This is a genomic window from Achromobacter animicus, from assembly GCF_902859585.1.
GTDB classification, from domain to species: Bacteria; Pseudomonadota; Gammaproteobacteria; order Burkholderiales; family Burkholderiaceae_B; genus Achromobacter; species Achromobacter animicus.
The window spans coordinates 20,281-46,879 of the sequence record NZ_CADIJM010000003.1 but is presented as its reverse complement, the minus strand read 5'-3'; the positions used below and the strand labels follow the sequence as shown (position 1 = coordinate 46,879).

Genomic DNA, 26,599 nt, shown 5'->3' with positions numbered 1-26,599 from the left:
ACGGAACTCTCGCCATGACCTTGCCGTTCTTTCAATTGCGCCGCAACGCCTTCGGCCGCCTGGAGTTCCAGTCGGCCGACGGCGAATCGCATGAAGGTGTCATCCCGGTGCGCGCCTTCCCGATCAGCGAGGCCGGGCGCGGACTGTCGCTGGTGACCAGCGACGGGCACGAGCTGCTGTGGATCGAACATCTGTCCGACGTCCCCGCCGAGCCGCGTGCGCTGATCGAAGAAGAACTCGCCAGCCGCGAGTTCATGCCCGAAATCCGCAAGCTGTCCAGCGTGTCCACCTACGCCACGCCCAGCGTTTGGAAGGTGGATACCGACCGCGGTCCAACGTCGTTCACGCTACGCGGCGAAGAAGACATCCGCCGCCTGTCCGCCCAGACGCTGCTTATTGCCGACAACCACGGCATCTTCTATCTGGTGCGCGACATCCAGTCGCTGGATAAGCACAGCCGCAAGCTGCTGGACCGCTTTCTCTGACGGCAAGGCGGTCGTACAACGCCGGTGTCAGACACCCCGCCCCTTGAACGGCGTGTGCGATTCCAGTTCCCCCAGATAGTCCGTCACCGCGGCGGTTTCCTCATCCAGGAAATTCTGGATCGCCTCGGCGAACCCCGGGTGCGCCACCCAGTGCGCTGACCACGTCGGCGTGGGCAGCAGGCCGCGCGCCATCTTGTGTTCGCCCTGCGCGCCGCCCTCGAAGCGCGCAATGCCATGCGCGATGCAATAGGCGATGGACTGCATGTAGCAGGTCTCGAAGTGCAGCCCCGGTACGTATTCCGTCGCGCCCCAATACCGGCCATATAACGCGTCGCCGCCCGCCAGGTTGAGCGCCGACGCGACCGGCACGCCGTCGCGTTCGGCCAGGATCAACACGAAGGCATCGGGCTGGTCGCGGTATGCCTGTTCGAAGAACTCGCGGCTCAGATAGGGCGGGTTGCCGTGGTCGAAGTAAGTGCGGCAATAGCAGCCGTAGAAGAATTCCAGTTCCTCCGCGCCGATCTCGGCGCCGCGCAGCCAGCGGAAGGTGAGGCCTGCGGCGGCGACCTTCTTGCGGTCCTGGCGGATCTTCTTGCGCTTGTCATGGCTCATGGTGGCCAGGAACGTGTCGAAGTCGGCGTAGCCCGCGTTGGTCCAGTGGAACTGCACGCTCTCGCGGATCATGAAGCCCGCCTCGCGCAGCGCGCGCACGTCTGCGTCGGCCGGAAACAGCAGGTGCAACGACGACACGTTGACCTCTTCGGCAAACGCGACCAGGCCGCGCACCAGCGTTGCGCGGTCTTCGTCGTTGGCGGCCAGCAGCCGCGGGCCGGTGACCGGCGTGAACGGAATGGCCGACAACAGCTTGGGGTAGTAGCGCATGCCGTGCCGCTGGAAGGCGTCGGCCCACGCGTAATCGAACACGTACTCGCCGCGCGAATGCGACTTCAGGTAAAGCGGCACCGCGCCTGCCAGCACGTCGTCGCGCCACAGCGCCATGAAATGCGGCGCCCAACCCGTCTGTCGCGACGCGCAGCCCGTGTCGTGCAGGGCAAGCAGAAAGGCGTGCCGCAGAAAGGGTTGGTCTCCGGCCAGCGCGTCCCATTGCCGGGCGTCGATGCGGGACAGATCGGTTTCCAAGGTAAGGCGCAGGGGATCCATCCGCGAATGATAAAGTCTTCGGCAGCGCATGGCGTGCAAGCCATGGCAACGACAGGGATTTGAGGCGTCCACGCGGCGCCCGGGAACGACGGCAATATGGACAGCAGCAAGACTGCCCCCGGCGGGCAGGATGACGATGCGCACGGCATGCGCGAGCAGGCGCTGGCGGCGCTTGCCGCCACGGCATGGCCCGACAAGCTGGCGCGCGTGCGCGCCATTGCCGACGACGCCCGGCTGGATTGCGAGCGCGTTCTTGCGCCCGTTGCGGGACTGCCCGGCCGCCCCGCAACGCCCGAACTGGTCGCGCCGGGCGAGGTCAGACAGCGGTCCATGGCCACGCCGGAAGGCAGGGCAGCGCTCCTGCACGCGCTGGCCCACATCGAATTCAACGCCGTGAACCTTGCGCTGGACATCATGTGGCGGTTCGCAGGCATGCCCGAGGCGTTCTACCGCGACTGGCTGCGCGTGGCGCGCGAAGAAGCGCTGCATTTCGACCTGCTGCGTCAGCGCCTGGACACGTTGGGCTATGCCTACGGCGACTTCCCCGCGCACAACGGATTGTGGGATATGGCCGAGCGCACGCAGGACGACCTGCTGGCGCGCCTGGCCCTCGTGCCGCGCACGCTGGAAGCGCGCGGCCTGGATGCGTCGCCGATGATCCGCAACAAGCTGGCGGGCGCGGGGGACGCGCAAAGCGCCGCCATCGTCGACATCATCCTGCGCGACGAGATCGGCCACGTCGCCATCGGCAACCATTGGTACAAGCAGCAGTGCGCGCAGGCGGGCAAGGAGCCGGTGGCCTGCTATGCCGAACTGGCGGCGCGCTATCAGGCGCCGCGCCTGCGCGGCCCCTTCAACCTGGAGGCGCGGCGCGCCGCCGGATTCGACGACGACGAGCTTGCCGCGCTGCAGGCCGGCTGAATGGACGACGGGAAAATGGACATCACAATCGACGCGCTGCTGACGGGCGCCGTGCGGCCGCTGGGCGATTCGGGGCGCGACAGCGGCATCGACAAGCACCCGGTCGCCGAGCGGCGCTGGCTCGGTCTGGAAGGACTGGACGGCGACGCGCAGGCGGACCGGCGCTTTCACGGCGGGCCGGAGAAGGCGCTGCACCACTACGCGCGCGACCACTATCCCGCCTGGCTGCAGACGCTGGGCGAACGCGCGGTGCTGCGCGCGCCCGGCGCGTTCGGCGAAAACCTTTCCACCACCGGTCTGACCGAAAGCGACGTGTGCGTGGGCGACGTCTATCGCGCGGGCACCGCGTTGATCCAGGTGTCGCAGGCGCGCCAGCCGTGCTGGAAGCTGGATCACCGTTTCCAGCACAAGGGCATGGCCGCGCAGGTGCAGGCCAGCGGCATGACGGGCTGGTATTACCGCGTGCTGCAAACCGGCTGGCTGGCGCCCGGCGACTCGCTGACGCTGCAAAAGCGGCTGCATCCGCAGTGGTCGCTGGCGCGGGTGCAGGACATCCTGAACCGCCGCGTGCTGGACCCGGACGTGCTGCACGCGCTGGCCGCGCTGCCCGAGCTGTCGCCGAACTGGCGCGCGCTCTTTGAAAAGCGCGCGCGCGCCGGCGAAGTCGAAGACTGGACGCGGCGCCTGCAAGGCGATGCGGCCATCGCACCTCCCAAGGAATCCCAAGCATGAAATCCCTGTTGCGCCGCTCGCGGTCAAACACTGCTGTAACTCGCGCGTTGACCGCCGCCGCGATCACGACCGCCGCGCTGATTGTGCCGGCGCCGGCGGCGCTGGCCGCCGGCGATTTTGCCGCCTGCCTGTCGCAGTTGCGCGCGCCCGCCTTGAAGGCCGGCGTGTCGGCGGCGACGTTCGACACGCACACCGCAAACCTCTCACCCGACATGGCGGTGATCGACCTGCTGGACGCGCAGCCGGAGTTCAAGACGCCCATCTGGGACTACATGGCGGGCCTGGTGGACGACGAGCGCGTGGCAGATGGAAAGGCCGGCATGGCGCGGTGGCAGGCCGAACTGGACCGGGCGTCGCAGCGTTACGGCGTGGACCCGGCCACGATTGCCGCGGTGTGGGGCGTGGAAAGCAACTTTGGCCGCACGCTGGGCGGACGGCCGCTGTTGACGTCCTTGTCGACGCTGTCGTGCTATGGCCGGCGCCAGGCGTATTTCCGGGGCGAATTCTTCTCCACGCTGAAGATCATCCAGGACGAACACATCGCGCCCGAGCGCCTGGTTGGCTCGTGGGCCGGCGCGTTTGGCCAGACGCAGTTCATGCCGTCGACCTATCTGCGGCTGGCGGTGGACTTTGACGGCGATGGCAGGCGCGATCCGGTCGACAGCGTGCCGGACGCGCTGGCATCCACGGCGAATTTCCTGAAGCGCGCGGGCTGGAACCCGGCGCTGGCCTGGGGCTACGAGGTCAGGTTGCCCGCGAAACTGGACACGTCCGGCGCGGGCCGCAAGAACAAGCGGCCCATGTCGTCGTGGGTGAAACAGGGCGTGACGCGCGTGGATGGAGAGGCGCTGCCAGGCGGCGATATGCCGGCGGGTCTGCTGCTGCCGGCGGGCCGCAACGGTCCGGCGTTTCTGGTGACGCGCAATTTCGATGCCCTGTATTCCTACAACGCTGCCGAAAGCTATGCGCTGGCCATTGCGCATCTGTCCGACCGCCTGCGCGGCGGCGGCCCGCTGACCCAGGCCTGGCCCACGGACGATCCCGGGCTGTCGCGCGCCGAAAGGCGCGAACTGCAGCGCCTGCTGATCGCGCGGGGCTATGAGCTGGGCGAGCCCGACGGCATGATCGGCGCTCGCACGCGCCAGGCCTTGCAGGCCGCCCAACGCGAACTCGGCCTGCCGCCAGACGGACGCGCCGGCCAGAAGGCACTTAAGACGCTCAGGACGTCGGCAGCCACGCCGAAGGGATGAACCGAAAGACCTATCCAAAAGCATGAGCCGCCCGCGCGATTTACAACTTTTGCAAAGTCGTCGCGGGCGGCAACAGCATTGCCGCACACCGCGCTTTTCATCGGCCTATACTGATTTCCCGACTTTTTCAGGAGCGCGGCAATGAGTCTATTGGACACTTTGGCCTCGATGGCCGGCGGTGGTCAGCAGGGCGGTTCGGCCTCGCTGCTGCCCGCGCTGATCGAGCAACTGAACAAGTATCCGGGCGGTCTGACCGGTCTGATCGCCAGCTTTCAGAAGGGCGGGCTGGGCGAAGTGGTGGCGTCCTGGGTGGGCACGGGGCAGAATCTGCCCGTCAGCCCTGACCAGCTCGGTTCCGTGCTGGATCCCGGCGTCGTGAACGAACTGGCGGCCAAGACGGGGCAGGACACCACTTCGGTGCTGGATTCGCTGTCGGCCCTGCTGCCGCAACTGGTCGACAAGGCCACGCCGGAAGGCGCGGTGCAGCCCGGCCAGCCATTCAACCCCGCCGATCTGCTGGGCTCGCTGTCCGGCATGTTCGGCAACCGCGGATAAAGGCTGGGCAGTCCCCTGATACCCCCGCAGCTCAAATCCCCCCTGCGCCGGCGCCTCTTTCAGGCGCTGGCGTTAAGCGCCCTGGCGCCGCTGGCGGCATGTTCGCCGCCGCTTTCCCTGAACGCCACCTTCCTGCAGCTCTGGCGCAGCCACGCGGACCTGACGCCCGAAGACTGGCGCCAGCGGCTGCGCAGCTTCCGGCGGCTGGGCTGCCGCGAGATCTTCCTGCAATGGACCGGACTGGAAGGCGGGCGGCCGGACGACTGGATGGCCCCCGGAGCGCTTCTTGCGAACCTGTTCGACGAAGCCGCGCACCAGGGCATTGGCATCCACGTGGGCCTGCCGTACGACCAGCGCTGGTGGGACGTGCTGGCCCGCGCCGACACGCCCGCGCTGGCCGCCTTTCTGGACCAGACGCGCGAACGCGGCGCCGCGTACATGCGGGAGTCCGGCTGGAATCAGCGCCGCGCGTTTCGCGGATGGTATCTGCCGTACGAGCTGGAACAGTACAACTGGGCGCCCGCCGATCGGCAGGCGCTGCTGGTGCCATGGCTGGACGCGTTGTCGCGCGAGGCGCAAGAGACCAGCAGCAGCGTGCCGTGCATCTCGACGTATCACAGCCGCCTGCCGGGCGACGGATCATTGGTGAAGTTGTGGAGCCATGTTCTGGACCACGTGGGCATACACCCCATGATCCAGGACGGCGTCGGCGTGGCCGGCTTGGAGAACCTGCGGGCGCTGGAACCGCTGCACGACATGCTGCTGGCGCGCCACGCGTCTTTCGACCTGATCCTGGAACTGTTCGAGGAACTGCCGTCGGGCGCCACCGATGGCTCGACCTTCAAGGCGCGGTCCGCCGATTTTGAGCGGGTGCGTGAGCAGTGGGAGGTGGCGCGCGGCTACGGCGCCAAGCGCATCGTGGCCTTTGCGCTGGACCCGTGGGTCATCGACGACACGCCGGAGGCTCGCGCGCTGATGCAGGCCTGGATGGACGCCCGGCTCTGAAGTTCGCTTTGGCTGCGCGGCCCCGCAGTGCGCCTCTGGAATGCGCGGCGTCAGGCGCGCCGCGTCAGTTGAAGCTGCGGCCGATGATTTCCAGCATGACCTCGTTGGTGCCGCCGAAGATGCGCAATGCCCGCGCGTCGGCCCACGCGCGGCCGATGCCGTATTCCGCCATGTAGCCGTAGCCGCCGTAAAGCTGCAGCAGATCGTCCAGAATGCGCCCCTGCATCTCCGTCGCATTCAGCTTGGCGATGGCTGCCGTCGTCGCGTCCAGCTCGCCTTCCATCATGCGCGCCAGACAATCGTCCAGGAAGACGCGCAGCATGGCGCTCTGCGCGCGCGCATTCGCCAGCTTGAAGCGCGTGTTCTGGTAGTCGATCACGCGGCGCCCGAACACCTTGCGATCGCGCGTGTACTGCGCCGCCTGGTCCAGCATGCCCTCCTGCGACGCCGCTGCGCGCAGCGCGATTGCCAGTCGTTCGCGCGCCAGCTCGCGCGTCATGATCTCGAACGCATTGTTCAGCGGACCCAGCAGGCAGTCGGCGGGCAGGCGCACGTCGTTGAAAAACAGTTCGCAGGTGTCCTGGCTGTGCTGGCCGATCTTGTGCAGGGGGGCGCCCTTCGTGTAACCCGGCAGGTTTTCCTCGACGCAGAACAGCGACAGCCCGCGCGCACCCAGATCGGGATCGGTGCTGGCCAGTACGATGGCCAGGCCCGCGTTCACGCCGTTGGTGATGAAGGTCTTCTGACCATTGAGCACGAAGTGTTCGCCATCGCGCCGCGCGCGCGTGCGCACGGCCTTCAGATCACTGCCCGCATCCGGCTCGGTCAGCGCGATGGCGCCGATGGTCTCGCCGCGCGCCATGTCGGGCAGCCAGCGCTGTTTCTGCGCGTCGGTGCCGACGTTCAGCAGATACGGCGCGACCATGTCGGAGTGGATCGAAAAGCCGATGCCCAGGAAATTGGCGCGCGCCAGCTCCTCGATCACCACGGCCGAATGCCCGAAGTCGCCGCCCGCGCCATACGGATCCGGCAGCGCGCAATTGAGCAGCCCCTCGTCGCCGGCCCGCCGCCACAGCGCGCGCGGGGTCACGCCGGCGTCTTCCCATTCGGCATAGCGGGGCGCGATCTCGCTCTCGATGAAGCGCTTGACCTGGTCGCGGAAGAGTTCGTGGTCGTCCCGGAAAACGCGGCGCATGATGGCCTCCCTATTTCTTGTACGCGTCCGTGCCGCTGGTCTGGCCACGCAGCACGGGGGCCTCGGGCGTCCCGGTCAGGAACAGGCTGTAGTGGTCGCCCGGCTGCAAGGCCGGCAGCGGCAGCGCCTGCGACGCGGCCGTGCCGCAGCCGGCGGCCAGCGTCGCGCTGACCGGGTTGATCGCGCGCGCGGCGGACGCGCCGGGCTCGACGTCCTTGAACAGGACCGGGCCGGACGGACTGACGGACAACTGCCCGGCGGGGCAATCCGTCGCCAGGTTGTAGAAGCGCAGCTCGGCCTTCAGCGCGTCCTGCGCGCCGGCGTTGTCGTCGATGACGCTGAACGACAGCCTGCCGCCGTCACGCCGCGGCACCAGCGTGCTGAACGTGTCGGGCGCCACCTGCAGCGTGCCGGCAAGCTTGCCGTCGATGCGCACGTCGAAGGGCTGATTGCCCTTCACGATGGCGTAGGTGGTGGCCTGCCGGTCCGGTCCGATCTCCTGGACCGGCCCTTGAGCGACCTGCGCCTGCAGCGGGTTCACGTGCGGATTGACCACCCGCACGAACGAGGAACCCGCCGGCGGGCGGGCGGCATACAGTTGCGCCAGCACGCCTTCGGCGGCGGCGCTGGCGGAGCAGGCCGCCAGCGTCAGGGCGAGGGCGAGACGAAAGGTTGTGCGAGTCATGTTTGCGGCTCCGGTTTCTTGCTGAGGCGCGTTTCAAGATACAGGCGTTCGAGCTGCTTGCGGTCCGCCTTGTCCGTGCTGGTCGTGGGAAAGTGCGGGCACGCCACCAGTTCTGACGGAATCATGTACGGCGGCAAACGCCGGCCCAGCGTGACCTTCCAGTCTGTCAGATCAGCGGGCAGCGGTTGCAGGCCGACGGCAGGGGAGTGCGTACGCTGGCCGTTTGCGGCGGGTTCGACAAAGCCGATCAGCCTGACGATAGCGCCATCGGGCCGCCGCAGCGCCACCGTGGCGCCGGCACGCACGCCAGGCAGGGCGGCGATGGCCGCGTCGATCTCCGCCAGTTCGATGCGGTACCCATGCAGCTTTATCTGATCGTCGATGCGGCCGCGGAAGGTGACGAGTCCCTGCGCGTCGATCTCGCCCAGGTCGCCGCTGCGATACCCGCGCTTGCCGTGGCGCGTGAACATGCGCGTGGCGTTCAGGTCGGGGCGGTTCAGGTAGCCGCGCATGACGTGGTCGCCCGCGATGCTGATCTCGCCGTTTTCGATGAAGACCCCGGCATAGGGCTTGGCGCGGCCAATGGGAAATGGATTGGGCGCCGCCGCGCGCAACGCCGGGTCGATCTCAACCCAGGTGGTCGAGCACGTCGCTTCGGTCGGGCCGTAGGAGTTGACGATGCGCACCTGCGGAAAGCGCTGCCACAGTTCCTCGGCCAATGCGGGCGTCAGCGATTCGGCACCGAACACGAAGACGCGCAGATCGGGCAGGTGGGCGTGGTTGAACTCAGGGTTGAACAATTGCTGCCGCACGAACGAGGGCGTGGAGGCCCAGACGCTGATGCGGCTGCAGGCCAGATACTGCACAAAGGCGTCGCGCTGCGCGATGGTCTCGCGCGGGCACAGCACGCAGGTGCCGCCCAGCGTCAGCGCGCCCACCCAGTTGAACAGCGAAAAGTCGAAGCTGAACAGCATCTGGTCCATGAAGACCGGCGCCGCGCCCAGCGCGAGGCAGTCGCGGATCCATCCGGCAAAGAGGCCGATGCTTTCGCGGCCGATCTGCACGCCTTTCGGATCGCCGGTGCTGCCCGACGTGAACATGATGTAGGCCAGACTTTTCTCTTCCAGCGGCACGGCCTTACCGCCCGTGGAAACGAATTGCGCGGCCTGCGCGTCGTAGCGCAGATCCGCGCGCACCAGCTCGCCGATGCGTGCAATGCGTTCGGGCGGGTTGATGACATCCACCGGCACGAAGGGCACGCCCAACCGCAGGCAGCCCAGTATCGCCACCAGAAACGCCGTCTCCTTGTGGCCGGAAATCACCAGCGGCGTATCGGGTCGCGCGCCCGCGTCCCGCGCTTCCTGTACCCAGGCCTCGGTGGCGGCACGCAGCGCGCGCCACGACGTGGCCCCGCGCGCGTCCACGACCGCGATCGCGTCGGCGTCAGTCTGCGTGTCCGCGAAATCGAATGTGGTGAAGTCGAAGCGCATGGTCCTGCCCTCCCGTGGCTGCGCGTCAGGCGCCGCGCCGTTCCGCGATGAAGGCGGCCAGCGTATGCACCGATTCCAGATGCACGTCGATCTCGGTGGGCGGGATCTTGCAGCCGAATTCGCGCTCGACCGCCAGCGCCACGTCGACGGCCGCCAACGAGTCGACCAGCCCCGATTCGATCAGCAGCGTGTCGGGATCCACCTGCGTGAGGATGATGTCTTCGACGAGTTGCGCCACTTTGGCTTCGATAGCGTTGATGTCCATGTCTTGCTCCGCGACCCCGTGGGATCAGAATTGGAAATAGAGAAACCGGGCTTCCTTGTGCAGGTTCACCAGGCAGAAAGCCAGCAGCACGAGCATGACCGCCAGCCACGCGACATTGGGACGCCAGCGCATGAACGTCTGTGGGGCCTCGCTCGGCTTGAACAGGGCGGGCGACCAGCGGCCCAGGATCTGGTGCGAGTTGGGCGCGAACCATGCGATGCCCAGCAGCACGACGGCATAGATGAGCTGCATGTGGTGGCCGGCGATGACGCGCCAGGCGTCGCCAAAGGCCAGACCCGCGACATGCGCGGACATGTCCAGCGGCTCGATGCCGCGCGCGCCCGTCATGCCCTGCACCAGCAGCATCGCGTCGCCCACGCCGTGGGCGCGGAAGAACGCCTGCGCCACCAGCACCGCGACAAACGTGATCAGCACGCACAGCGCGCGCGTGGCGGCAAGCGTGTTGCGCGCAGCGGCGGGCTTGCGGCCCACGACGAAGATGCGCCAGGCATGGTTCACCGACAAATACATGGCGTGCAGCAGTCCGAACACCACGAACTGAAAGCCCGCGCCGTGCCACACGCCCGCCAGCGTCATCGTGAACAGCGTGGGCAGCGCGATGCTGCCGGCAAAGCCGCCGAGCGTCTTCAGCCCGGCCGAGCCCACCGGCAGGTTGCGGTTCGTGCGCCACTTGTTCACCGCCACCGCCACGGGGTAATACAGATACGCGGTGATGTAGCGCGTCAGCGTCATGTGCCAGCGCGCCCAGAATTCGATGATGTTGCCCGCCTTGTAGGGCGAGTTGAAATTCAGCGGGAAGCGGATGCCGAACATCTTCGCCAGGCCCAGCGCCATGTCCGAATAGCCCGAGAAATCAAAGTAAAGCTGGAGCGCATAGCAAAGGCTGGCGCCCCACGATCCAAAGAACTGCAGCTCGCCCGGCGCTGCGAACCCCGCGTCGGCGTACGGCGCGATGCCATCGGCCAGCAGCACCTTCTTGGCCAGGCCGATCACGAACAGGATCGCGCCCACCGACAGGTTCTCGGCCTTGAAGCGGTAATTCTCCGGCTGCGCGAACTGCGGCATCATTTCCTTGTGATGCAGGATCGGGCCGGCGATCAGGTGCGGAAAGAACGTCACGAACAGCACGTAGCTCAGCAGGCTGCGCTCTTTCACGACGCCCGCCTTGCAGTCCAGCAGATAACCGATCTGCGTGAACGTGAAGAACGAAATGCCCAGCGGCAGGATGATGTCGTCCGCGGTTGCCGCCGTCATGCCCAAGTCATTCAGGAAGTTCAGCAGCGTCACGAAATACTTGTAGTGAAACAGCAGCGCCAGGTCTGCGCCCACGCCCAGTCCCACGATCAGGCCCTGCAGCCGGGGGCGTGCAGCGTTGTGCAGGATCAACTGGCTGACCAGGTAGTTGAAGGCGATGGAGCCGGCCAGCAGCACGACGAACTGCGGATTCCACCAGCCGTAGAACACCAGCGAGGTCAGGCACAGCCACAGCGCCGCCAGCCGCACGTTCAGCGGTCCCAGCGCGTAGTACACCGCCAGCGTCACGGGCAGGAAGATGAACAGGAACAGGTAGGAGTTGAATAGCATCTTGGTTCGCTACGGGATGCGCGCCAGCAGGGCTTGTTCGTCTGCGGTCAGCGGCAGCGACAGGGCGTTCTCCGAGAACTCCCAGATCACGAGCTTCAGGCTGGCGGGCCATTGCGCGCGCTGTCCCAGCGCCATCGTCAGCGCGCCCGAGAACTGTCCGCCGTCCAGACTCATGTTCCAGACTTCGCGCCCCAGGTCCATGCCCAGGCGCTCCCCGAACTGGCTGCGGCGGCCGTTGGAGGTGCCCGCCAGCAGCACTTCTACCGGGGGCGGTTCGTCCAGGAGGCCGCCGCTGCGCACGGGTTCGATTTTCTCCTCCGACACCTGCTCCAGATCCGGCCGCCATCCGGCGGGCGCCTGCTCCAGGCCCGCCAGCACGATCAGGTCGCCCATGCGCGGCTGCGGCGCAGAGGCCGGTTCCGTCTTGAACGCCTGCGTCCCCTTGCCGTTCAAAAGCGGCAACGCCGCTTCGGCCACGCGCGAGGCTGCCGCCTGCGCACCTTGCGCATTCATGTGCACATCCGTACGGAAAAAGCGGGGCGCGGGGGCCGCCATCAGCGCGTCGCGCAGGTCCACGAAGGGCACGCCGTCCGCGCGCAGCGCGGCCTGCCAGGTGTCCAGCGTCTGGCGTATCGGTTGCGACACGGGCAGGCCGCAAAGCTGGGCGGACTCGATGCGCGACTTGTCCGGCACCGCGACCACCAGCACCTGCACCTGCTTGGCGCGCAGTTCGCGCACCCAATGCCGCATCAGGCGCAGGCGTTCGTCGAAGACGTGCACGCCGGGCGGCGGCCGCAATCCGTCGCGGTAGAACAGCCAGCCAGGGCAGCCCATCGCGACCTGCTCGCCCAGGTCGCCGAACAATCGATAGCGCAGCGCGGCATTCCAGGTGTCGACGTCGGCCTGGCGCGGCAACGCCAGCGCCTTGTTCAGCGCGGCGCCCGCCGAGCCATCCAGCCACGCTGACGGCGACATCGCGACGGCGCCGACGCGCGCCTGCATCAACCGCCACCCGCCCCAGCCCAGACCGACGGCCAGCAGCACGGCGACCACCCAGGCGGTCAGCCGATGGTTGGCGTCCGGGCGGCCGGCGCCGGGACTTCCGGTGCCCCGGCCTCCGGCGGCGTGCGTCGTGTCCGGCGTACTCACGTGCCTACTTCCCGATAGCCGCTTTCATGCGCGAACGCCAGGTGTCGGCGCTCATGATGGAGGCGTTGTCCCACAGGCCGCGGGCCTCCGGTCCCTGCGCGTAGGTGGGTTCGAACATCTGCCAGACCAGCACCTGCGGCTTGTTCTGCTTGAAGGCGGGCGATTCCAGATACTCCAGCAGCATCACCCAGTGGCCCACGTTGCCGGGCTTCCAGTTGACGGAAACGGGACGGTCCAGCGCGTTGGACAGCTTCTGCGGAAACCCGAAGTAGGGCTGCACCATGCTGTGGCCGGTGACGTGCACGGGCGCCGGCGTGTCGTCCACGAGGCTCTGGCTATCGGATTGGCGCCGCACCGTGAAGGTCTCGCGGCCCGCCTGCTTGCGCTGGTCCGGCGTGAGGAAAAGCTCGGCCAGGTCGCCATAGCGGCGCTCGTTGACCACGCTGCCCAGCGCCATGCCGGTGCCGGGCTTGCCGGCCAGCGTCTTTACGTCCTGCTTGATGCGCTGCGCCAGCGCATCGGCGGTGGCGTCTGCGGCGGCCTGCGTCCAGTGCTGGTCGGTGCGGTAAAAGACTTCCTGGCCGCTGCTCTTGACCCGCTGCAGCACGGCCTCGTCGTCGATGGTCGCGACGCCGGCCTGCTTGAGCTTGTCCTGGATGGTCTGATAACGCTTCTTAACGTCGGCGCTGAGCGCTTTGCCGTCCGGCAGCCTGTCCTGATAGAAAAGCGTCTTGTCGGGCAGCACGAGCACCTCAAGCTGAATGCCCTTGGCCGCCAGCGCGTCACGCGTCTCGCGCACCAACTGCGTGGATGCGTCGATGCCACGCATATCCACCTGCGTCAGGCTGCCCCAGCCGGGAAAGAGCCAGTTGTCCTTGCCCTGAATCACGATGGACGAGGCCTGCTGCGCCTGCGCCGCGGTGGCGCACGCCGCCATCAGGGCGGCCGATGCCAGCGCGCGGGCCAGCGGGCCGGAAAGGCCCGGCAGGGTGCGCTTCGGAAGACGGGTTGCGGTGTGCATGGGTGAACTCCTTGTATTGCGGATCGGCGTGCCGTCAGTACGACAGGGTCAGGTTGATGAACAGGCCCTTGGCCCGATCGGCCTGCCCGCCGCCGATGTTGAAGCGGTATTGCGTCGTCAGATCCAGGTAGGACATGGGTGCGGTGTAATGGCCTTCGCGGAACCAGTAGCGCAGGTTGAAGCCGGGGCCGGCGCCCATCGACCACGACGTGGTGTCGCCCAGCAGCCGGTAGGAATCCGAACCATCGATGTCAAAGCCGGTAACACGGTTCTTGTTCCACAGCCAGTCCGCGCCGATGACCGCATAGGGAAAGAACACCAGCCGTTCGCTGATGGCGTCCACGCGATAGCTGCGGCCCACGCGCAGTTCGCCGGCGCCGAACGCCTGGTCGCGTTTCAGCCGGCCCGACGACTTCTCGCCGTCGACGCCCGTCGCGTTGTCGCGCAGCCAGAACTTGGCCGGCATGTCCTGCCAGGAATAGCCGGCCTGTACATAGCCTTCCATCGTGAACCAGTCGGGGCGGTCGATGCGCAGCGTCGTGCCTTCGTACAGGCCGTAGGTCACGTAGGCAAGCCAGCCGCCGCTGCCGGCGTCCGTCTGGTAGTGCGCGGTCTTGTCGCGGAGGTCGTCTCCGCAGCGCAGCGCCGCCGGTTCAGGGCTGAATGTGCCCCGGCGCGTAGCGCTGCCCAGGTTGAACTGACGCTCCAGGCCGAACGTCAGACCCACTTCGGTGGACGGCGTGAATCGCATGCCGAGCGACCCGATGGTGGTGGGAAGGCCTGAAATGCCCGGATTAGATGATCCAGCGATATCGATGGTGGATGGTTGGGAATTGTCGCCCGTCCTCTGGCAAGGGTTCGACACCGTCTGGCTCGCGGTCCGGCTACCCTTGTCGTACAGCGTGTTCGACAGGCGTCCGTACAGTTCAAAGGTCCGCGTCGACGAATTCAGGAAGTCCGACGGCCGCCAGAAGATCTCGGCGGTGCTGAACACGGCGTCGCCTGGCACGGTGATGGCCGCGCCGCCTAATCCCGAGGATGCAGGCCGCGCCCCGCGGTAGCCCGCGGAAAAGTACCCGCCCCATTCGCGCGACAGCCCGCCGACCGCGTTGCGCGTGTCAAAGCGCTGCTGCGGCGTGAGCTCAAGTTTGCCGGCGTCGTTCTCGTCGATCGCCTCCTTCAGGCGATCCACCGCGCCGCGCTTGTCCCCGACGCCGGCCAGCGCATAGCCTTCATCCAGGATCACGGTCGGCGGCGCCTTGCCGGTGGCGCGCGCCGCCTGGAAGTCCTCCAGCGCCAGCTTGGGCTGACGCATGCGCTGGTGCAGGTAGCCGCGCTGCATCAGGAGCGTTGGATCGTCGGGCTGCGCCGCTAGCGCGGCGCTCATGCGCGTGTTGGCCTCGGCCAGTTGCGCGGCGTTGCCGGCCGCCAGCGTGGTGGTCAGCAGGCGCTGGTACTCCTTGTTGGCGGGATCCTGCTCGGCAGCCTTGCGCGCCTGGCTGATGGCTTCCTGGTAATCCTCGCGCGCGTACGCGGCATAGGCCAGTGACGCAGGGCCGCCGCTGCCTGCGGCATCGGACGGCAGCAGTTCGCACGAGGTGCCGTAGGGCGTGTCGCGGCAGTCCTGCACCGGCGCGGGATAGTTCGCCAGCGTCAGCGTGGCGGGGATGGCCGGGCGCGCGCTCGCGCGCTTGATGCGCTGCGCGGCCGCCTCATCCTTGCCGCCCAGCGGTTCGACCAGCGCCAGCGCGCGTGCGTTTTCGCCCGCGGCCAGGGCGGCGTCGGCCGCGATCAGGCGCACGTTGCGCCGCTGTTCGTCGTCCAGCCAGTCCTGCTTGAGCGCCGCATCGAAGTCCGCGTCTGCTTCTTGCGTCCGGCCCTGGCGCTGGCGCAGGTAGCCGCGCATCAGTAGCGCAACGGTGTTCTCATCGTCCTGCCGCATGGCGTCCGTGGCGGCTTCCTCGGCGGCGGCGAGCTGGTTGTCCAGCATGAGGGCCGTGATGAGGAGCAGGCGATGGCTGGGACTTTCGGGCGCCAGCGCGACGGCCTGCCGCGCCAGAGGCACGGCGTCGCCGGGGCGGTTGGCGATCAGCGCCTGATAGCCTTCCTCGGCCGGCTTGACTGCCATCCGGCGCTTGAGCGTCTGCTGCCGCGCGGCCAGGTCGTTGCCGTTTGGCGCGCCCAGCGACACGGCCTTGGCCGCGGCAGCTTCGGCCTCGGCGTACTTGCCCTGCGCTTCCAGCGCATCGAGCCACAGCATGGCCCATGCGCCCTGTTTGGGATCGATCCGGAACGCGCGTTCGGCGCCGCGCTCGGCTGCGGGATAGTCCGCGCGGTTGTAATCGGCATAGGCGCGGGTGGCGATGGGAAAGCCGCGCTGGTAGGCACTGCTGGTCCGGGGCGCGGCCGGCGAGGCGGCGGGCTGGGTGCCAGGCCGGGTGGCGGCGGCAGGGCGCAGGTTGGCGCGCGCCTGGCGCAGGGCCGGCGAGTCCAGCCCGCTGGCGATGGCGTCGGCTGCGGCCTTGTCGGCTTCGGCAAGCTTGCCCTGCTTTTGCAGCGCGTAGATCAGCAAGAGGCGCAGGCGCTCCACGTCCGGGCGCAGCACGATGGCTGATTCCGCCTGCTGCTGCGCCAGCGCATAGTTGCCGGCGTCGTAGTTCTTGTAGCCCTCGTCGGCAAACTGCCACGCCGCGCCTTCCAACGGCGCTTCGGCCCCAGGCTGCGTTTGCGCTCCAACAGGCGCCGCAGCCCAGGCACAGGCGAGGGCCGCGGACAGAACGAGCGAGCGAGGAAAGGACATCATGGGGGTGAAGGTTTGGTGGCGGGCGCGGCCGGGGGCTCGCCTTGTCCGGCCTGTTGGAATTGGATGGCTTCGGTCAGCGTGCCTTCGTCCAGCCAGCCCTGTTCCGTCAGGATCTGGCCCAGCGGCTTTTTCTCGCGCGCCTGGATTTCCAGGGCCTGCTCCAGCGTGGTCTGGTCGATGGCCTGCCACGACAGCAGCAGCTCGCCCAGGCGCTGGCGCTGCTGCGCCAACTGATCCGTCGACGGGAAGTCGTGCATGGTCTTGTCCCACGCCAGCCGCTTGCCCGTAATCAGATGGCCGATGAACAGACGCCACGCCCGGGCCGCCGCCATGGCGTTGATGAAATTGCCGACGATCATCCGCGGAATCGACAGCAGCGCGTGCTCCCAGCCATACATGCGGCCGACGAAGTACGCGCGCTGCACCACGCGCAGCAGCAGGGCGACGGCATTGGCCCACATCAGCGTCACCAGCCAGCCGCCGGGCCGGAAGTACGACGGGTAGTACACCGTCCACCAGCCAAACAGGTCGGCCAGATAGAAGACGAAGAAATTGGCCAGCAGCACATAGGCCAGGATGGCGATGAAGGACGTCACCAGGCCCTTGCGATCGCGAAAGAGCAGGTATTTGGTCGCGAGTGACCCCGTCCAACCCACCTGCTGCCAGCCCTGCAGCCCGATGCCCAGCGTCCAGCGCGCCTTTTGCCGGTACGCGGTGCGGAAGGTGTTGGGAAAGTACTCTCGCACGCCCAGCGGCATGCGCAGATGTGCGACCTGTTCCTTGCCCAGGCCGAACCACGATTGGCGCCGCGTCACGTACTCGACCGGGAACTTGCCGAAGATCTGGCGCATGCCGCGCTGGGCCAGGCGCGCGCCGATGTCGTAGTCCTCGGTCAGCGTGTCGGTGTTGAACGGCTGATTGTTCGTCTCGGCCGCCAGCTCCACCAAGGCGCGGCGCGAAAAGCACGTGCCCACGCCCGCCGACGGCACCATCTTCGACAGGCTCTCGCGCACCACCAGGTCCTTGGTGTGCCATTCGGCAAACTCGTCCATGTAGGTGCCCGCCACCAGCTCGTACCAATGGCGCTCCAACGAGGTCACCGGCAGCTGGATGAAGTCGATGCGCGGCAGCAGGTAGTTGTAGTACTTCAGCTCCAGCGGATGCAGCACGTCTTCGCTGTCATGCAGGATCACGCCGGCAAAGGGCACGGGCTGCTTGGCGTCCTGCGCGAAGATCGCCTGCACGATCCAGTTCAGGCAATCGGCCTTGCAGGTCGGGCCATCATGCGGCACCTCCACACGGACCAGCTGCCGGTAGCGGCGCCGCATCCGTTCCACTTCGTTGATCGTGCGCTCGTCGTTCTGGTAGGTGCCGGCGAAGATCATGTAGTTCTTGTATTCCAGCGTCGACACCATCGTCTCGAGCATGGACGCGATCACGTCGTACTCCAGCCAGGCCGGCACCATGATCGCAAGCGGCTGCTCTTCCTTGGCGCGAAGCTGCGCGGCGGTCAGCGGCGTGTAGCGGCGCTTGATGGTCAGTGACCGCCACAGCTCGCGCACCCAGTACCAGCCGTCGATGAACAGGTCATCCAGGCTGGACAGGAGGATGATCACGCCGACGACGGCGGTCACAACCTCCAGTCCGCGGTAGTAATCCGCGATCAGGTAGGGCCAGTAGAGCGAGGACATGACGCCGTGGCCTTAATGGGGATCCTTGCGATTCCTGCGGGCGACGCGCATGGCGAAGATCAGGAACAGAAGCAGCACCAGCAGGCTGATGCTGATGGCCGGCACGCTCCACGAGATGTAGCGCCGCCATTCGAAGAAGGCGCTTTCCCCCGCGCCCGGCGGGTGGCTCGCGTCGGGGTTGGCGCTGTCGATCCACGCGACGGGCCCCGCCGCGCCGATGATCGCGATGTTGCCGCGATTCAGCACAAACGGCGCATCGGTCATGCCGGGCTGCTCGCCCAGCGTGTGCCACAGCACGCCCTCCTGGCCGCCCGCGCTGACGACTTCCGCGGTGCTCAGTTGCGTCAGCCCCGAGATGTCCAGCAACGTCGTGTCCTTGCCGGCCACCTTGAGCTGCTTGCGTTCATTGACCTGAACGGCGGGCTTGGCGCCGTCGACCGGCAACTCCATCGCCAGGAACGCGCGGGCCGGCTTGACGGCCTGGCCGGCGGGCGACACCGACAGCTCGGCACGCGAGGCCGACACGCCGCTGGCTGCGGCGATGCCGATGACGCGCTTGATGTTGTCGGGCGCATCGGCCAGATAGCTGTCCGGAATCAGCAACTGCGGCGACCCCGCCATCAGCGGCAAGAGGCCCACGAACGTGCCGTCGGGCTGCGCCTTGCCGGGCTTCACGTAGCTGGTCGGCAGCACGTTCACGGGATAGCCCTGCGGAATCTCATTGCAGTCCACCGACACGGGCTGGCGCTGGAAGGTCACGCGCACCGCGTTCGTCACGCCCAGTGCATAGCCGGGCACCCGCGCCGTCAGCCGTTCGGGCCGTCCGTCGGCTTCCAACTGCTTGGCGCCCAACAGGATGCCGTTCCAGAAGACGGATGCAACAGGGCGCGTGGACGAGGCCCCGGGCGCCGCTGCCACGTCCATGATCAGTTCATCCGGCACGCGGCCGTCGGTAGTCACGGCGGCCAGCGGAAACGACGCGTTCCAGTCCCCGCGCGCCACCACGTCAAAGCTCGCCGACGAGCCGCCCAGCGTCGACAGGCGCACGCCGCCATCCTGCATGGACTGCGGGGGGAGGGCGGTCTGCACCTGCACCTGGCGGCTTGCCAGGATGCGGCGCCAGGCCGTGTCGAAAACGCCGGCGCCTTGCGCGCCCGCGTCGGCTGCGACGGCGATCACCGCCTGGCGGCCCAGCGACACCAGGCGGATCTCCTTGGACGCCAGACCGGCGCCCGCCAGCGGCATGCGCTGCTGGCGCCACGCCTTGAAGGCGTCCGCCGCATCGGGATCGGACGCAAGCTGCGCCTGCAACGCGTCCAGCGCTTCGTTGTACTTCGTGCTGAGCGCGGCATCGGCAATCACCACGTCTCCGGCGACGGCCGGCGCGCCCATCACCAGCAGGGCGCCGATCTCGGCGGGGTTGGCGAGCTTGTGCGTTTCCTTGCCGGTCAGCGCGGCAAACGCCGGCACCTGTCCCAGTCCCGCCGGGGCCTGCAGACCGCGCGTGTCGACCGCTTCGCCCACCGCCGGGAAGGCCCGGACCGCCACGCGCTTGCCGCTGCGCTCCATTGCCACGCCCAGGCGCCAGGCGCTGTCGAAGGCCTGCTGGTCCAGCTTGCGGCTGGCGACCATCAACACGGGCTTGCCCGGCAGCGAGCCCCAGGCGTCGTCCAGGCTGTTGATTGCCGACGCGTCATAGCGGTAGCTCAGCCGCGTCTGCGGCGAGATCGTCAGGGCATTGCCCGTGGCGCGGTTGCTTTCGCAGTGGCGCAGCGCGATGTCGGACTGCCAGTCCACGCCCAAGCGCAAGAAACCCGACTCTCGCGTGCGGCGTTCGACGGCGAGCGTCCGGCTGGCCGAGCCTTCGCCATCGGCGACGCGCTGCGCCGTTTGCGGCACGCCGTCCAGCCACAGCACCATGCTGGTCCGGCCCGGCTCGCCCTTGGTGTAGCGCGCGTCGAAATCCAGCCGCGCGTCCGTGACCGGCACACCGCGCGGCACCGGCAGATAGAACTCCTGCCGCGCATCGCTGTTGGACAGGACGACGGGCTCGGTGATGCCCAGGTCTTCCAGCGTGGTGCTGCGCGTCACCATGTCGTCGCTCTGCAGCCGGCGCAGCGCGTCGCCGGCCGGACTGGCCAGCGCGGCCAGCGGCGCCAGCAGCCCCGCCGCGACCAGGGCGCGGCACAACGTACGGACATCGGTGGCTTGTAAGGAGGAGGGCATGAAAGCTCCAGGCAAGATAGGCATCGCGGCAGATAGTCAGAGAGAGGAGGGGGCGCCGTGGGGAGAAAATTCTGATACGGCGCGGCCGCAGAGCGCATCGACAATGCGCTGGCTGGCCTTGCCGTCGCCGTATGGATTGATCCGCCGCGAGAAGGCGCTGTGCAGCCCCGGGTCATCAAGCAGTCGGTTGACCTCGGTGACGATGCGCCGCGTATCGGTGCCGACCAGCGCCACCGTGCCCGCCCGCACCGCTTCCGGACGCTCCGTGACGTCGCGCATCACCAGCACCGGCTTGCCCAGATAGGGCGCCTCTTCCTGCACCCCGCCCGAGTCGGTCAGGATCAGGTGCGCGCGCTGCATGAACCACACGAAATCCAGGTAATCCAGCGGGTCGATCAAGTGCACGTTGGCAAGGCCGGACAGCTCGGCCATCACGACGCCGCGCACCTGGGGATTCAGGTGGACCGGGTACACGATCTGCAGGTCCGCGCGCCGGGCCAGATCGGCCAGCGCGGCGCAGATGTTGCGAAAGCCCTCGCCAAAGCTCTCGCGCCGGTGGCCCGTGACCAACAGCAGCCGGCGGTTCGGGTCCAGCCATGCGTATCGGGTCTGCAACATGCGGGTCAGGGCGCTACCGGCGGTCAGCTTGGCGCAGGTCATGGCCAGGGCGTCGATCACCGTATTGCCGGTTACCGTGATGCTGCCCGCCAGGTTTTCGCGCAATAGATTCCCGCGCGACTCCTCGGTGGGCGCAAACAGCAGGTCGCCGATCGCGTCGACCACGCGGCGGTTCATTTCCTCGGGAAACGGCATCGCCAGGTTACCGGTGCGCAGCCCGGCCTCGACGTGACCGATGCGCACGCGCCGGTGGAACGAGGCCAGCGCACACGCCGATGCCGTGCTCGTGTCGCCATGCACCAGCACGCAGTCCGGCTTCTCCGCTTCCAGCACGCCATCCACGCGGCTGATCAACCGGGCGTACAGGCCATTCAACGTCTGGTTGGGCACCATGATGTCCAGGTCGTGCTGCGCCTTCAATTCGAAGAGCGCAAGCACCTGATCCAGCATTTCCCGGTGCTGCCCGGTTACGCAGACCACGCTCTGGATCTGTGGCTCGTTCTGCAACGCGGTGACCAGCGGAGCCATCTTGATGGCTTCGGGACGCGTGCCGAAAATCGACAGGACTTTCATGACGGTGTGGCCCCCAGCGCCGGTGGCATTTTCTTGCGGCTATTTTGTCTTGAAAGCATTCGTAATATGTGTCGGAATATGTCGAGCTTTCCTGGCATCAGGCGCGTGGTAAAGCCTCGCTTCGCGCGATCGCATCACAGGGGAGATGCAGGTTTCATCCGGAATTTGGGGTCAATTCACCTGTGGCTGTTACAACGGCCAAGATAAAGCACGAAACAATAAATTTCCGTTATGAACGCCGGGCTTTAAACGCGCCGATTCGCGCCAACGGAAATGCCGCGTTGCAAAACGGGGCCGTTGTGCGCATAATCACGAGTAATTCTTATTTAGATTTCCGGGCGTTCCATGATGGCCCGAGGTCCTTCTACCGCCGTGGCCAGCGACGCGCCGTCCTCACAAATCGAATTCCTGTACACCCACCATCACGGATGGCTTCATGGGTGGTTGCGCCGGCGCCTGGGCAATTCGTGTGACGCGGCCGACCTGGCGCACGACGCTTTTGTGCGCCTTATCCAGAAGCCGCGCCGCTTCGACAGCGCTCCCGAGGCTCGGGCGTATTTGCGCGCCATGGCCAACGGCATGTGCGTGGACCTGTGGCGGCGCCGCCAGATCGAGCAGATGTGGCTGGAAGAGCTGGCCGCGCGGCCCGAGGCCGTGGCCCCGTCGGCTGAACATCAGGTGATCGTCATCCAGGCGCTGCTGGAAATTGACGGCATGCTGCGCAGCATGCCGGTCAAAGCCGCCAATGCTTTCGTCATGGCGGTCGCGTGCGAGATGTCCGACAAGGAAGTGGCGCAGGAGCTGGGTGTGTCCACCCGAATGGTTCGCAAGTACGTCGCCCAGGCCATGCTGCACTGCCTGATGCTGGAGGCGCGGTCGGTGGCCATCGAACCGCCGATCCATGTGAATTCGGCCGCGCCCGTGGGGACCGGTTCGGCATGACAGGCTGGGATTTCCGCGTTCGAGGCGCAACATGACCTCTGTGCAATCCGCCGCCGAGCCCACGCACCAGGCGCTTGAGCAGGCTGCCGAATGGTTTGCGCTGCTGCGCTCCGGCGAGGCCACGCCCGACGAGCGCCGGCGCTGGCAGTCCTGGCTTGAACGCGCGCAGGAAAACCGGACCGCCTGGGGCTACGTCGAGCGCATCAGCAGCCAGTTCCAACCCGTCCAGTCCAGCCCCGGCCGCGACGCCGTCGCCAAGGGCTATTGCATGGCCAACAGCCGCATGGCGCGCCGGCGTCAGATGTTGTTCGGCCTGGCGGCGCTGGCCGGCACGGGCCTGTCCGGGCTGGCGGCGTGGCGCCTCACGCCTCTGCCCGGCGTGGTGCTGGCCTGGGCGGCCGATCACCGCAGCGCCACCGGCGAGGTCCGGCAGATCGAACTGGCTGACGGTTCCGTTGTCTGGCTCGGCACCGGCAGCGCCTTCGACGAGGATTACAGCGGCGGCCTGCGCCGGCTTCGCCTCTTGGCAGGCGAAATACTGATACAGACCGCGGCCGATCCCGCACGCCCGTTTGTCGTCGATACCCCGCAGGGCAGGGTGCGCGCCCTCGGCACGCGATTCACGGTGCGGCTCGACGGCGACGAGACGCTGGTGGCGGTCTACAAGGGCGCCGTCGAAGCGCGCACCGCCGTCACGGGCAGCACGCGCGTTATCCAGACGGGCGAGCAGATGCGCTTCACGGATGCAATGCTGGCCGTCACGCAATCCGCCGACCCCGCGCGCGAGGCCTGGTCGCGCGGCATCCTGGTCACCAACAACACTCCGCTGGCGGATGTCGCCAGCGAGCTGCAGCGCTATCGCGGCGGCGTGCTGCGCGTGGCGCCCGAGATCGCCAACCTGCCGGTCATCGGCAGCTATCCGGCCACCGACCCCGATCGGGCGCTGGCCATGCTCGAAGGCGTTCTGCCCATCCGCATCCAGCGGACCTTGCCGTGGTGGGTCAGCATCCAGCCGCGAGGCGGTCCGGTCGGCAGCCGCTGACGCGATCCTCACCCTTTCCCGCCACCCGCCCGTCCGCGATTCATCGCGATTCGCACGGCATCGCAACAATTTTTCTCCCGCCCGGTTCCGCTTTTGAGGTTCTCGTTCGATTCCCCTAATGAGAGCGAATTCAATCGCACGGCTCGTAGATAAACCTCATCGGAACCCAGTTCGTCATGCCCCGTCATTCAGTCCTTGCCGCTAAGCGGCCGCCCCACTCATTCCGCCGCCTCGCGGGCCGTTCCCGCCTGACCTGCTCGGCGCGTCTCGTGCAATTGGCGATCGCGGGCGGCGTGGCGGTCCTGGCCGTCGACGCGCCGGACGCCATCGCGCAGACCGCAGGCGTTCAACAACCTGCAGCGGCCGCAACGCGGCACTACGACATCCCCGCTGGCCCGTTGAGCACGGTGCTCGCCCGCTTCGCCAGCGAGTCAGGCGTGCTGGTCGCCGGCGCAGGCGGACTCGCGCAGGGCAAGCAAAGCCCGGGCGTGTCGGGCGACCTGGACCCGCGCGCCGCGTTGAATGCCTTGCTGGCGGGCACCGGCCTGGCTGCATCGCCGGCAGAGGGCGGCAGTTATGTGCTGCACCGCGCGGCGCCCGCTGGCGGTGTGGCCACGCTGGCGCCCGTCACCGTCCAAGCCGACGGCTTTGGCGCCACGGAGGGTTCGAACAGCTACGCCATGACCGGCCCCTTGTCCTTCGCCACCGGCCTGCCGCTCACGCAGCGCGAAACGCCGCAGACCATCAGCGTCATGACGCGCCAGCGCATCGAGGACGAGGGCGTCGACAGCATCGAGGCACTGCTGGACCGCACGCCGGGCATCTCGGTGCAGAACATCGGCACAGGACGGTTCTCGATTCTTTCGCGCGGCTACAACATCGATAACTATCAGTTTGATGGCGTCCTGACCGCGACCGACATCGTGTCGCAGAACATCCCGCAGAGCCAGACGGACCTGGCCATCTATGACCGCGTCGAGGTCCTGCGCGGCGCAACGGGGCTGATGACGGGGGCGGGCGATCCCTCGGGCACCGTCAACCTCATCCGCAAGAAGCCCACGCGCGAATTCCAGGGCTATGCCAGCGTGGGCGCAGGCACCTGGGGCCGCGGCCGCGGCGAACTCGACGTGGGCGGGCCGATCAACGACGCCGGCACCTTGCGCGGCCGCTTCGTCGCTGCGCACGAGCAGGGCAACACGCATATCGACTACTACAAGGAAAACAAGACGGTTTTCTACGGCGTGCTGGAGGCGGACCTTACGCCGAACACGATGCTCACGGCGGGCCTGGACTACCAGAACAACGATCCGCGCGGACAGTCGTCGACCGGACTGCCGCTCTTTTACGCTGACGGTCAGCAGACCGATTTCAAGGCGTCCGACAACGCCGGGGCACGCTGGAACACCGACGAGCTCAAGGTCTACAACGCCTTCCTCAACCTCGAGCACAAGTTCGCCAACGACTGGAAGCTCAAGTTTTCGGGCAACTACCTTCACGGCAAGCGCGAGTTTTCGTCGGCCGACGCCAGTTGGGGTTTCGTCGAGCGCAACACGGGCGACGGCGTGCAGTTCTATGGCGGCCTGGGCAGCGCCCGCCAGCGCCAGACCGGCTTCGACGTGCAGGCGGCCGGACCATTCGAATTGTGGGGAAGGCAGCACGAGTTCGTCGTGGGAATGAATTGGGCGGAGTTCAATAACTATCACGAGCCGGCCGACGACGACATCGAAGGCCGTGACGTCAACATTTACACCTGGGGCAACGACACTGCAGGGCCTACCGCGTCAGGCCAGAAACTCATGGATTACGACGGCTGGCAAAAGCAGCAGGGCGTCTATTCCGCGTTGCGCCTGAAGCCCACGGACGACCTCGCCGTCATCGTGGGCGCGCGCGTCAGCAACTACCGCTACAAGCTCTCGCAGATCTACACGTCGCCCGCGCTGGCGCGAAACAACAAGATCACCGAGATGAGCGAAAGCGGCGTTGTCACGCCCTACGCCGGCATCGTCTACGACCTGAACGACCAGCATTCTGTCTACGCCAGCTACACCAGCATCTTCAAGCCGCAAAGCGCCCGCGATCGCAATGGCAACGTGCTGGACCCGCGCACCGGCGACAACTACGAAATCGGCTTGAAGAGCGACTACTTTGGCGGCCGCCTCACCAGCGCCATCGCGCTCTATCAGATCCGCCAGGACAACCTTGCCGAAGTCGACGAAGGCCAGTTCGTGCCCGGCACCGTGCGGGAACCGGCTTACCGCGCCGTCAGCGGCGCCAAAACGTCGGGCCTGGATATCGAGTTCAACGGCGAATTGGCCCGCGGCTGGCAAGCCGCACTCAGTTACAGCTACAGCATCACCAAAGACGGCGAGGGCGGGACTATCCGAACGATCTTCCCGCGCCACATGGCCAAGCTGTGGACCACCTACCGCCTGCCCGGCGACTGGCACCGCCTGACTGTGGGCGGCGGCGTCAACTGGCAAAGCCGCATCTACTACAGCGCCACCACCTGGTCCCTGCCGGGCGTCACCCTCAAAGGCGAGCAGCCCGCCTACGCCGTCGCCAACCTGATGGCGCGCTACGACTTCAACCGCCAGCTCTCGGCCACGCTGAACCTGAACAACGTGTTCGACAAGAAATACCTGCAGGGGCTGGACACCACCTTCTACACCGGGATCTACGCGCCTACCCGCCACGCCATGCTGACATTGAAGTATCAGTTCTGACCTGGGAGGCCGCGCCCGCGCCCGACCTGCTTCGGTGGGAGGGGGGAAGGCTGACGTGGGCGGCCAGGCGACCGGAGCTGCCTGACGCGGCCACCCTAATGCGAGTAAGGTACGGGAAAGGCCGTTTCGCCTGGCACGCCGGCCTGTGCCCCCAGCAGGAACCGAACACCATGAAGATTCATCACGCAGCGCTGCGCCTACTGCTCGCCGGGGCGGCCATCGCAGCCCTCGCCGCCTGCGCAGAGACCCCGCAGCAACCGCGAAACAACGTGGACTACCGCAGCCGGCCGCTGGATTCGCCGGCGGGTTCCAACAACAACGCCAACCCGTCCGGCCAGCGTCTGACGATTCAATCGGGCGAGGGCGAACGCCTGAATCTCCCCTGGTTCATCGAAGGAGCCCAGGACTGGGTCAACCGGCAGTGACCCAAACGAAAAAAATCCTCAAGGGTCTGCACCCTTG

At 67.2% G+C, this 26,599-nt stretch carries 22 protein-coding genes; 10 read left to right on the top strand and 12 right to left on the bottom strand.

Annotated features, from left to right (window positions below; all coding sequences use genetic code 11):
- Nucleotides 1-14 precede the first annotated feature (14 nt).
- Nucleotides 15-485 carry a cyanophycin metabolism-associated DUF1854 family protein gene (locus tag HV681_RS09395; protein WP_175122860.1) on the top strand — a complete coding sequence of 157 codons (471 nt, stop codon included), beginning with the start codon at nucleotides 15-17 and terminating at the stop codon, nucleotides 483-485.
- A gap of 27 nt (nucleotides 486-512) precedes the next feature.
- Here HV681_RS09395 and HV681_RS09390 read toward each other — a convergent pair whose 3' ends face one another.
- On the bottom strand, nucleotides 513-1,646 hold the full coding sequence (locus HV681_RS09390; RefSeq protein ID WP_175122859.1) for a GNAT family N-acetyltransferase: 1,134 nt from the start codon (nucleotides 1,644-1,646) through the stop codon (nucleotides 513-515).
- A 96-nt stretch (nucleotides 1,647-1,742) separates the two neighbouring features.
- Here HV681_RS09390 and HV681_RS09385 point away from each other — a divergent pair, with 96 nt between their 5' ends.
- The 5 genes from HV681_RS09385 (at nucleotide 1,743) to HV681_RS09365 (ending at nucleotide 6,109) form a co-directional block, all read left to right on the top strand.
- Complete coding sequence (locus HV681_RS09385; protein WP_175122858.1) at nucleotides 1,743-2,567, top strand: ferritin-like domain-containing protein; 825 nt, start codon at nucleotides 1,743-1,745, stop codon at nucleotides 2,565-2,567.
- Nucleotides 2,568-2,582: 15 nt separating this feature from the next.
- Entirely contained in the window at nucleotides 2,583-3,299 is a 717-nt protein-coding gene (locus HV681_RS09380; protein WP_175122857.1) for an MOSC domain-containing protein, read from the top strand.
- Nucleotides 3,300-3,304: 5 nt separating this feature from the next.
- Nucleotides 3,305-4,549 carry a lytic murein transglycosylase gene (locus tag HV681_RS09375; RefSeq protein WP_414631986.1) on the top strand — a complete coding sequence of 415 codons (1,245 nt, stop codon included), beginning with the start codon at nucleotides 3,305-3,307 and terminating at the stop codon, nucleotides 4,547-4,549.
- Nucleotides 4,550-4,690: 141 nt separating this feature from the next.
- Nucleotides 4,691-5,104 (top strand): YidB family protein, encoded by a 414-nt coding sequence (locus tag HV681_RS09370; protein ID WP_175122855.1) that lies wholly within the window; start codon nucleotides 4,691-4,693, stop codon nucleotides 5,102-5,104.
- Nucleotides 5,105-5,107: 3 nt separating this feature from the next.
- Nucleotides 5,108-6,109: a DUF4434 domain-containing protein gene (locus HV681_RS09365; RefSeq protein WP_175123343.1), complete on the top strand. Its 1,002-nt coding sequence runs from the start codon at nucleotides 5,108-5,110 to the stop codon at nucleotides 6,107-6,109.
- Between the two features lie 64 nt (nucleotides 6,110-6,173).
- Here HV681_RS09365 and HV681_RS09360 read toward each other — a convergent pair whose 3' ends face one another.
- The 11 genes from HV681_RS09360 to wecB all read right to left on the bottom strand — a co-directional run bounded on the left by HV681_RS09360 (nucleotide 6,174) and on the right by wecB (nucleotide 21,430).
- Nucleotides 6,174-7,304, bottom strand: a complete 1,131-nt coding sequence (locus HV681_RS09360) for an acyl-CoA dehydrogenase family protein (RefSeq protein WP_175122854.1) — start codon at nucleotides 7,302-7,304, stop codon at nucleotides 6,174-6,176.
- Between the two features lie 10 nt (nucleotides 7,305-7,314).
- Complete coding sequence (locus HV681_RS09355) at nucleotides 7,315-7,989, bottom strand: alginate O-acetyltransferase AlgF (protein WP_175122853.1); 675 nt, start codon at nucleotides 7,987-7,989, stop codon at nucleotides 7,315-7,317.
- Nucleotides 7,986-9,479 (bottom strand): AMP-binding protein, encoded by a 1,494-nt coding sequence (locus HV681_RS09350; RefSeq protein WP_175122852.1) that lies wholly within the window; start codon nucleotides 9,477-9,479, stop codon nucleotides 7,986-7,988. The genes HV681_RS09355 and HV681_RS09350 overlap by 4 nt, the downstream gene beginning before the upstream one ends.
- 25 nt (nucleotides 9,480-9,504) lie before the next feature.
- Nucleotides 9,505-9,744, bottom strand: a complete 240-nt coding sequence (locus HV681_RS09345) for an acyl carrier protein (RefSeq protein WP_175122851.1) — start codon at nucleotides 9,742-9,744, stop codon at nucleotides 9,505-9,507.
- Between the two features lie 24 nt (nucleotides 9,745-9,768).
- Nucleotides 9,769-11,349 (bottom strand): MBOAT family O-acyltransferase, encoded by a 1,581-nt coding sequence (locus HV681_RS09340; protein WP_175122850.1) that lies wholly within the window; start codon nucleotides 11,347-11,349, stop codon nucleotides 9,769-9,771.
- 9 nt (nucleotides 11,350-11,358) lie between these two features.
- Nucleotides 11,359-12,414, bottom strand: a complete 1,056-nt coding sequence (locus HV681_RS09335; protein ID WP_254594950.1) for an alginate O-acetyltransferase AlgX-related protein — start codon at nucleotides 12,412-12,414, stop codon at nucleotides 11,359-11,361.
- A gap of 88 nt (nucleotides 12,415-12,502) precedes the next feature.
- The gene (locus HV681_RS09330) at nucleotides 12,503-13,519 is read right to left on the bottom strand and encodes an alginate O-acetyltransferase AlgX-related protein (RefSeq protein ID WP_175122849.1); all 1,017 of its coding nucleotides are present in this window, start codon (nucleotides 13,517-13,519) and stop codon (nucleotides 12,503-12,505) included.
- Between the two features lie 34 nt (nucleotides 13,520-13,553).
- On the bottom strand, nucleotides 13,554-16,322 hold the full coding sequence (locus tag HV681_RS09325; protein ID WP_175122848.1) for an NfrA family protein: 2,769 nt from the start codon (nucleotides 16,320-16,322) through the stop codon (nucleotides 13,554-13,556).
- A complete protein-coding gene (locus tag HV681_RS09320; protein ID WP_175122847.1) occupies nucleotides 16,319-18,013 on the bottom strand; it encodes a glycosyl transferase family protein in 1,695 nt (564 codons plus the stop codon). The genes HV681_RS09325 and HV681_RS09320 overlap by 4 nt, the downstream gene beginning before the upstream one ends.
- Nucleotides 18,014-18,025: 12 nt before the next feature.
- Entirely contained in the window at nucleotides 18,026-20,239 is a 2,214-nt protein-coding gene (locus HV681_RS09315) for a cellulose biosynthesis cyclic di-GMP-binding regulatory protein BcsB (protein ID WP_175122846.1), read from the bottom strand.
- Between the two features lie 36 nt (nucleotides 20,240-20,275).
- Nucleotides 20,276-21,430, bottom strand: coding sequence for a non-hydrolyzing UDP-N-acetylglucosamine 2-epimerase (gene wecB / locus HV681_RS09310; RefSeq protein ID WP_175122845.1), 1,155 nt, complete (start codon nucleotides 21,428-21,430; stop codon nucleotides 20,276-20,278).
- Nucleotides 21,431-21,775: 345 nt separating this feature from the next.
- Here wecB and HV681_RS09305 point away from each other — a divergent pair, with 345 nt between their 5' ends.
- The 4 genes from HV681_RS09305 to HV681_RS09290 all read left to right on the top strand — a co-directional run bounded on the left by HV681_RS09305 (nucleotide 21,776) and on the right by HV681_RS09290 (nucleotide 26,562).
- Complete coding sequence (locus HV681_RS09305; RefSeq protein WP_414631981.1) at nucleotides 21,776-22,372, top strand: sigma-70 family RNA polymerase sigma factor; 597 nt, start codon at nucleotides 21,776-21,778, stop codon at nucleotides 22,370-22,372.
- A gap of 31 nt (nucleotides 22,373-22,403) precedes the next feature.
- Nucleotides 22,404-23,414 (top strand): FecR domain-containing protein, encoded by a 1,011-nt coding sequence (locus HV681_RS09300; protein ID WP_175122844.1) that lies wholly within the window; start codon nucleotides 22,404-22,406, stop codon nucleotides 23,412-23,414.
- Between the two features lie 269 nt (nucleotides 23,415-23,683).
- On the top strand, nucleotides 23,684-26,137 hold the full coding sequence (locus HV681_RS09295; RefSeq protein WP_254594942.1) for a TonB-dependent siderophore receptor: 2,454 nt from the start codon (nucleotides 23,684-23,686) through the stop codon (nucleotides 26,135-26,137).
- Nucleotides 26,138-26,307: 170 nt separating this feature from the next.
- Nucleotides 26,308-26,562: a hypothetical protein gene (locus tag HV681_RS09290; RefSeq protein WP_175122842.1), complete on the top strand. Its 255-nt coding sequence runs from the start codon at nucleotides 26,308-26,310 to the stop codon at nucleotides 26,560-26,562.
- Nucleotides 26,563-26,599 lie beyond the last annotated feature (37 nt).

Excerpts from the sequence above, each read along its gene's own strand:
- HV681_RS09350 (WP_175122852.1), bottom strand. The coding sequence starts at position 9,479 with ATGCGCTTCGACTTCACCACATTCGATTTCGCGGACACGCAGACTGAC.
- HV681_RS09345 (WP_175122851.1), bottom strand. The coding sequence starts at position 9,744 with ATGGACATCAACGCTATCGAAGCCAAAGTGGCGCAACTCGTCGAAGAC.
- HV681_RS09360 (WP_175122854.1), bottom strand. The coding sequence starts at position 7,304 with ATGCGCCGCGTTTTCCGGGACGACCACGAACTCTTCCGCGACCAGGTC.
- HV681_RS09330 (WP_175122849.1), bottom strand. The coding sequence starts at position 13,519 with ATGCACACCGCAACCCGTCTTCCGAAGCGCACCCTGCCGGGCCTTTCC.
- HV681_RS09315 (WP_175122846.1), bottom strand. The coding sequence starts at position 20,239 with ATGCCCTCCTCCTTACAAGCCACCGATGTCCGTACGTTGTGCCGCGCC.
- HV681_RS09325 (WP_175122848.1), bottom strand. The coding sequence starts at position 16,322 with ATGATGTCCTTTCCTCGCTCGCTCGTTCTGTCCGCGGCCCTCGCCTGT.
- HV681_RS09390 (WP_175122859.1), bottom strand. The coding sequence starts at position 1,646 with ATGGATCCCCTGCGCCTTACCTTGGAAACCGATCTGTCCCGCATCGAC.
- HV681_RS09300 (WP_175122844.1), top strand. The coding sequence starts at position 22,404 with ATGACCTCTGTGCAATCCGCCGCCGAGCCCACGCACCAGGCGCTTGAG.
- HV681_RS09340 (WP_175122850.1), bottom strand. The coding sequence starts at position 11,349 with ATGCTATTCAACTCCTACCTGTTCCTGTTCATCTTCCTGCCCGTGACG.
- HV681_RS09395 (WP_175122860.1), top strand. The coding sequence starts at position 15 with ATGACCTTGCCGTTCTTTCAATTGCGCCGCAACGCCTTCGGCCGCCTG.
- HV681_RS09355 (WP_175122853.1), bottom strand. The coding sequence starts at position 7,989 with ATGACTCGCACAACCTTTCGTCTCGCCCTCGCCCTGACGCTGGCGGCC.
- HV681_RS09290 (WP_175122842.1), top strand. The coding sequence starts at position 26,308 with ATGAAGATTCATCACGCAGCGCTGCGCCTACTGCTCGCCGGGGCGGCC.
- wecB (WP_175122845.1), bottom strand. The coding sequence starts at position 21,430 with ATGAAAGTCCTGTCGATTTTCGGCACGCGTCCCGAAGCCATCAAGATG.
- HV681_RS09320 (WP_175122847.1), bottom strand. The coding sequence starts at position 18,013 with ATGTCCTCGCTCTACTGGCCCTACCTGATCGCGGATTACTACCGCGGA.
- HV681_RS09370 (WP_175122855.1), top strand. The coding sequence starts at position 4,691 with ATGAGTCTATTGGACACTTTGGCCTCGATGGCCGGCGGTGGTCAGCAG.
- HV681_RS09305 (WP_414631981.1), top strand. The coding sequence starts at position 21,776 with ATGATGGCCCGAGGTCCTTCTACCGCCGTGGCCAGCGACGCGCCGTCC.
- HV681_RS09380 (WP_175122857.1), top strand. The coding sequence starts at position 2,583 with ATGGACATCACAATCGACGCGCTGCTGACGGGCGCCGTGCGGCCGCTG.
- HV681_RS09385 (WP_175122858.1), top strand. The coding sequence starts at position 1,743 with ATGGACAGCAGCAAGACTGCCCCCGGCGGGCAGGATGACGATGCGCAC.